This window comes from uncultured Pseudomonas sp. (assembly GCF_913774235.1).
GTDB lineage: Bacteria > Pseudomonadota > Gammaproteobacteria > Pseudomonadales > Pseudomonadaceae > Chryseomonas.
The window spans coordinates 130,735-137,027 of sequence record NZ_CAJYDW010000020.1; the positions used below are offsets into that span (position 1 = coordinate 130,735).

Consider the following 6,293-nt stretch of genomic DNA (forward strand, 5'->3'; position numbering starts at 1 on the left):
AGGGATTCTCAACTGAAGCGACCGACCTCGGCGCTCAGGTCTTCGGCCAGGTGGCGGAGTTCGCCCGCGGTGCCCGCCAGGACCTCGGCGGCGTCGCGTTGGGCGGCGTTGTCCACGGCGATGGCCTGGATGTTACGGCTCAGAGCGGTGGCGGTGGTGCTCTGCTCGGCGGTGGCCTGGGCAATGCCGGAGAATTGCTCCACCGCTTCGGCGACCTGCTGGTCGATGCTGCGCAGCGCCTGGGCGACATCGGCGTTGCGCGCCAGGCCTTGCTCCATGAGGCGATTGCCTTCGTCGATGGCGCCCATGGCCCGCTGGGTTTCGTCCTGCACCGCGCCGATCATCTGGGAGATCTCACGGGTGGCGGAGCTGGTGCGGCCGGCCAATTGACGGACTTCATCGGCGACCACGGCGAAGCCACGGCCCTGCTCGCCAGCGCGGGCGGCTTCGATGGCGGCGTTGAGCGCCAGCAGGTTGGTCTGCTCGGCGATGCCACTGATGACACCGATGATCCCACCGATCTGCTGGGAACGATCGTCCAGGCCCTTGATGAGTTCGGCAGTGCTCGACAGGGAATCGGCGATCTGCTCCAGCGCGCCCGAGGCGCCCTGCATGGCCTGGGTGCCGGTGCGGGTCTGTTGGGCGTTTTCCTGCACCAGGCGCTCGGTGCGCTGCATGCCGTCGGCGATGTTCTGGGCGGTGGCGCTGAATTCCTCCACGGCGCTGGCCATGCTGTCGATCTGGGTGGACTGCTCGGCGGAGCGACGCAGGGTCTGGTCGGAGAGCTGGCTCAGTTCCTGGGAGCGCTCGGTGACCGCGCGGGAGGAGCCACGGACCTGCTCGACGGTGGTGGCCAGGGCATCGGCCATCTGGTTGAAGCTATGGGCGAGTTCGCCGATCTCGTCGTTGCTGCGAGCGTCGACCCGCACGCTGAGCTGGCCGCGGCCGAGGGCCTGGGCGCGTTCCACCAGTTGGGCCAGCGGGCTGAGCTTGCGGCGCAGTAGGACGACGGAGGCGGCCACGGCCAGCAGCAGGGCGATCAGGCTGCCGATGGCCAGGCGCAGGCCGACGGCATGGACCGGGGCGTCGAGTTCCGCCTTGGGGAGGGTGGCGACCACGGTCCAGCCTTCTCCGACGACGGGGGCCATGACGCTGAGGAAGTCCTGGTTGCCATCCTGCCAGCTGAGCTCGCGCTGCTTGGGGTCACGCTTGAGAGCGGCGAGCAATTCGTCGGTCTGCTTGGCGTTGGCCGGAGCGACCAGCCAGTTGCCTTGTTCATCGACCAGGGCCAGGGAGCCGGTCTCGCCGATGCGCAGCTGGCTCAGCTGGGCCAGTTGCTGGGCCTGGGCGTCGGTGTAGTCGAAGCCGACGAAGAGCACGGCGATGACCTTGCCGGCGCCGTCGCGGACCGGGGTGTACTGGGTCATGTAGGAGCGCCCGAACAGCAGAGCGCGGCCCACGTAGTTCTGACCCTGCAGCAGTCCGGCATAGGCGGGATGCTTGCGATCGAGCTGGGTACCGATGGCGCGGCTGCCATCCTGCTTCTTGAGCGAGGTGGTGATGCGGGTGAAGTCGTCGCCGTCACGCACGAAGATGGTGGCGACGCCGCCGGTCAGCCGGGTGAAGTCGTCGACCTGGCTGAAGTCGCTGTTCAGCGCCTGACCGGCGAACAGCAGCGCGGGCGCCGTGGCGCTGCCCAGCGGCAGGCGCTCGCCGGACAGGCTCAGGCCGCCATCGAAGCGGCGCTCGAACAGATTGGCGAGGCGCTGGGTGCTGACCTTGAGGGTGCCGAGGAAGGTCTGCTGCTGGTCGGCGAGCAGACGGGCCTCGCTGCCGAGGTGCTTGCGCTGGGTGCCTTCGATGGACACGCTGAGGGCGTGCAGGGCGAACAGGCAACTACCGGCGATGACGATCATCAGTACCAGACTGAGGGCCAAGGCAAGTTGTCGGGCGATACTTTTACGACGAAGAGTGGACATGGCGGCTCCTGCGCGCCTGACTATCCGGTCGGCGCGTAGCATGACAAGGCGAAAGGGGCAGCTCTGGAGGCTGCTTGCCAGAAAGGTTCTCTGCCATTATCGGCGTCGCCCTGCGGAACTTCAGCTCTTTGTTAAATAGATTCACATATGACGACGCACGTCTGGCAGAGGCTGCTGCTGCAGCTCCTGCCGCAGGAACTCGGCCAGCCGCTTTAAACGGCCCTGGCCCCGGCGATTGCGCGGCCAGACCAGATAGTAGCCATCGCCACTGGCCACGGCGTCGGGCCAGGGCAGGGCGATGAGGCCGGCGGCCACGTCTTCGGCGAGCATCACCAGGTCGCCGATGGAGACGCCATAGCCACGGGCGGCGGCGGCCATGCCCAGTTCGAGGGTATCGAACACCTGACCGCCAGCCAGGGGCACCGCCTGGTCCAGCCCCATGGCCTGCAGCCAGCGCCGCCAGTCGCGGCGATCGAAGGTCGGATGCAGCAGCTCTTCGCGCTGCAGCCGGGCTACGTCCCAGGTGCCGCTGCGGGCGGCAGCCGGCGAGCAGACCGGTACCAGCCACTCCTCGAACAGGGGCACCACCTCCCACTCCGCTGGAAAGCGGCCATCGCCCAGCAGTACGGCGCAATCGAAGGGTTCGTGGAAGAAGTCGACGCGGTCGCTGGCCATCCAGACACTGGTGAGCTGGATGTCCAGCTGTGGATTGGCCTGACGGAAGCGCCCCAGGCGCGCCAGCAGCCAGCGCAACGACAGGCTGGTGGGTGCCTTCAGGCGCAGGGTGCCTTCTTCCACGGCGAGATTGCCGCAGGCCCGCGCCAGAGCCTCGAAGCCTTCGGTCAGCCCCGGCAGCAAGAGCTTGCCTGCTTCGGTCAGCAGCAGTTGCCGCCCGGCGCGCTCGAACAGGCGGCAGCCGAAGGTCTCTTCCAACGTCCGCACATGACGACTGACCGCGCTTTGGGTGAGCGACAGCTCCTGGGCGGCGCGGGTGAAGGAACCTTGCCGCGCGGCCGCCTCGAAGGCGCGCAAGGCATAGAGCGGCGGCAGTCGTGGGGCCGACTCAGACATGACTCAGACTCATGGGTACCATGGTTATTTTCCGATTGTGGGCGGTACGGCAGCAACGAACAATGAGTTCTTATCGCCGCTGGCGTCTGTCATCCCGCTCGAGATCGTCCCATGTCTTCGCCGCGTCACGAACTGCTCGCCCTGCTGCGCCTGGCCCTGCCGCTGATCGGTGCTCAGTTGGCCTACGTGGCCATGGTGTTCACCGATACCCTGATGATGGGACGCCTGGGGCCGGCGGCGTTGGCCGGAGGCGGCCTGGGCGCGGCGGTGTATTCCTTCGTCTCGGTGATCTGCGTGGGCGTGATCACCGCGGTGGCCAACCTGGCGGCGCTGCGCCGGGGCGCAGGCGATACCCAGGGCGTGGCGGCGGTGACGGCAGCCGGTATCTGGATCGCCGGGGTGCTGGCGGTACTGGCCGGCAGCCTGCTGTGGCACATCGAGCCGTTGCTGGCCCTGGCCGGTCAACCAGAGGACAGTCGCCAGGCCGCCGGGACCTTCCTGCGTTGCCTGGCCTTCGCTCTGCCCGGCCACCTGCTGTTCATGACCCTGCGCGGCTTCACCAGCGCCCTGGACCGCCCCGGCCCGGTGCTGGTCATCGTGCTCGGCGCCGCGGCACTCAACGCCCTGCTCAATCTGGCCTTGCTGCACGGCTGGGGCGGCCTGCCACGCCCTGGGCTGGCGGGCATAGGCGCGGTGACCGCGGTGGTGATGAACGGCGCGGCACTGTGCCTGGCGTTGCACATCGCGCGCCATCCGGCCTACGCCGTCTATCCCCTCGCCCACTATCTGCGTCGCCCGGAACGCCGCGCCCTGACCGATACCCTCGGCCAGGGCCTGGCGATCAGCGGTACCTATGCGGTGGAAGCCTGCCTGTTCCTGTCAGCGGCGCTGTGCATGGGCGCCCTGGGCGCCACCGCCCTGGCGGCCCATCAGATCGCCAATCAGCTGGTGTATCTGGTGTTCATGTTGCCCGCCGGACTCTCCTACGCCACCAGCATCCGTATCGGCCAGCACCAGGGCGCCGGGCGGCCTCGCGAAGCCTTGCTGGTGGGGCGGCTGGCCATCGGCGGCGGTGCGCTGGTGATGCTGGGCATCGCCCTGCTGTTCTGGTCCTTTCCCGGCTGGCTGGTGGGGCTGTTCCTGCCGGATGCGCAGAGCCCGGTGGCGGAACTGGCGCGCCAGCTGGTGCTGATCGCGGCGGTATTCGTGATCTTCGATGGTACCCAGAGCATCGCTCAGGGCGCCCTGCGCGGCATCCGCCAGGCACGGCTCGGCTTCTATGGTGGCTTGCTCTGCTACTGCCTGATCGGCGCCAGTGGCGCCTGGCTGCTGGGCGTCCAGCTAGGTATCGGCCCCCATGGCGTCTGGTGGGGCCTGGCATTTGGACTGGCCTGTGCGGCACTGCTGCTGACCGGTGCTTTCGAGTGGTTGATGCGCCAGCAATCAGCGGCCCGAGTAGCCGGGTTAAACCCTACAGACCTTGAGGTAGAGCGCTCCGGCATAGTGAGGTAGGATGACTGTCCAAGGAACGCCCTTTGTCCATCAAGCAGGGGGTAACGACAGGCCAGTCAGGATCATGCCGATGGAACGCTTCATAGTCGCTGACGACCATCCGCTCTTTCGCGATGGCCTGGTGCGTATCCTGCGCCAGGAATTTTCCGATCTCCATGTCGAGGAAGCCGGCACCCTGCAGCAGGCGCTCGACTTGGCCCGCCAGGGTGAGCCGCCGGCCGGCTTGCTGCTCGATCTGCTCTTCCATGGACAGGATCTGCGGCCCTCGCTGCACGCCCTACGCAGCGAATTCCGCCGCAGCTCCCTGATCGTCATCTCCATGCTGGAAAGCCCCGACGTCATCGACCAGGTGATGGCCGCGGGTGCCGATGGCTTCATCGGCAAGGGCCTCCCCCCGGCCACCATCGCCGCCGCCATTCGCAAGATCCGTGCTGGAGAATTCGTGGTGCAGGCGATGCCCAGCCGCCCGGCCGATACCCATGCCGGCGGCGCCCTGAGCGCCTTGACGCCCCGTCAGCTGGAGGTGTTGCAAGGCCTGGTACAGGGGCTGAGCAACAAGGAGATCGCCCGCGAGCTCGGCATCTCCCCCTTCACCGTGCGCCTGCACGTGTCCTCGCTGCTGCGCGCCCTGGAGGTCAACAGCCGCTGCGCCGCCGTGGCCGTGGGCATGCAGGCCGGGCTCAGACCGGCGCTGCGGGAGCCGTCGACTCCAGCTTGAAGGTCCGCAGCAGCGCGCGCAGTTCGTGGGGCCGGACCGGCTTGGACAGGATCGGTACCCGCGGATCGTCGATGGCCTTTTGCACCTGGGCCACGTCGTGCCCGGAGATGACGATGGCCGGCACGTGCTGGCCCTGCAAGTCGCGCAGATAGGCCAGGCAATCGGCGCCCGAGGCGGTGCGGTCCAGGTCGAAGTCGGTGATCACCAGATCGCAGGGGGTGAAGCCTTCGGGAATTCCCGTGGCGGTCTGCACCTCGCAACCCCAATGGCGCAGCAGCGTCGCCGTGGCCAGCAGCACGCTGGCCTCGTCTTCGATCAGCAGGATGCGTAGGCCCGAGAGGGGTTGGGCGCTGGGCGACAGGCTGGGTAACCGCCTGGACGGCAGCTCACCGGCCACCGGTACCAGCCCTTCCAGGGCGACCAGGGTGCCCCATCCCCGGCGTGAACGGATGACCAGGCGCAGGCCGAGCAAGGTGGCGATGCGCTGGACGATGTTCAGCCCCAGCCCGACCCCTTCGATGTCCCGGTCGCGGTCCTCGCGTACCCGATAGAACTCTTCGCCCAGATGCGGCAGGTGCTCCGGCGCGATGCCACGGCCCTGGTCGTAGAGCACCAGGCTGCGCAGGGCACCGTGCCGTCGCACACCCAGCAGCACGGGCTTGCCCGCCGCGTACTTGAAGGCATTGGAGAGCAGGTTCTGCACCACGGTAGTGAGCAACGCCGGATCGCTGTTCACCTGCAGATGACTGGGCCTCAGCCGGATCTCCACCCCCGCCCGACTCGCCGCGGCGGCGTTCTGCTGCACCACGTCGGCGAGCAGCTCGTCCAGGTCCAGCGGCCGCACCTGGGGCCGCATCTGCTCCTGATCCAGGGTGTAGATGTCCAGCAGGGAGCGGAACAGCCCTTCCAGACTCTCCAGGGAGCGGTCGACGTTGTCCACCAGTTGCCGCTCCGCCGCGCCCAGGTTGGCATTGCGCAGGCAGGTGGTGAACAGGCCCAGGGCATGGATCGGC

Annotated in this window: 5 protein-coding genes; 2 read left to right on the forward strand and 3 right to left on the reverse strand. The window is 67.9% G+C overall.

Translation table 11 applies throughout. The annotated features are described in order from the left end of the window. Window positions 1–8: 8 nt before the first annotated feature. Window positions 9–1,979 carry a methyl-accepting chemotaxis protein gene (locus QZ471_RS23790; protein ID WP_295469187.1) on the reverse strand — a complete coding sequence of 657 codons (1,971 nt, stop codon included), beginning with the start codon at window positions 1,977–1,979 and terminating at the stop codon, window positions 9–11. 141 nt (window positions 1,980–2,120) lie between these two features. Next, a complete protein-coding gene (locus QZ471_RS23795; protein WP_295469189.1) occupies window positions 2,121–3,050 on the reverse strand; it encodes a LysR substrate-binding domain-containing protein in 930 nt (309 codons plus the stop codon). Window positions 3,051–3,161: 111 nt separating this feature from the next. On the opposite strand from QZ471_RS23795, the gene QZ471_RS23800 reads away from it, so the two are divergent. Next, window positions 3,162–4,562, forward strand: coding sequence for a NorM family multidrug efflux MATE transporter (locus QZ471_RS23800; protein WP_295469191.1), 1,401 nt, complete (start codon window positions 3,162–3,164; stop codon window positions 4,560–4,562). Between the two features lie 70 nt (window positions 4,563–4,632). Continuing rightward, a complete protein-coding gene (locus QZ471_RS23805) occupies window positions 4,633–5,280 on the forward strand; it encodes a response regulator transcription factor (protein WP_295469193.1) in 648 nt (215 codons plus the stop codon). Here the strand turns inward: QZ471_RS23805 and QZ471_RS23810 are convergent. After that, window positions 5,243–6,293, reverse strand: a 1,051-nt coding sequence (locus tag QZ471_RS23810) for an ATP-binding protein (protein WP_295469195.1), incomplete at its 5' end; no start/stop codon positions are given. The two genes, QZ471_RS23805 and QZ471_RS23810, sit on opposite strands and share 38 nt — an antisense overlap.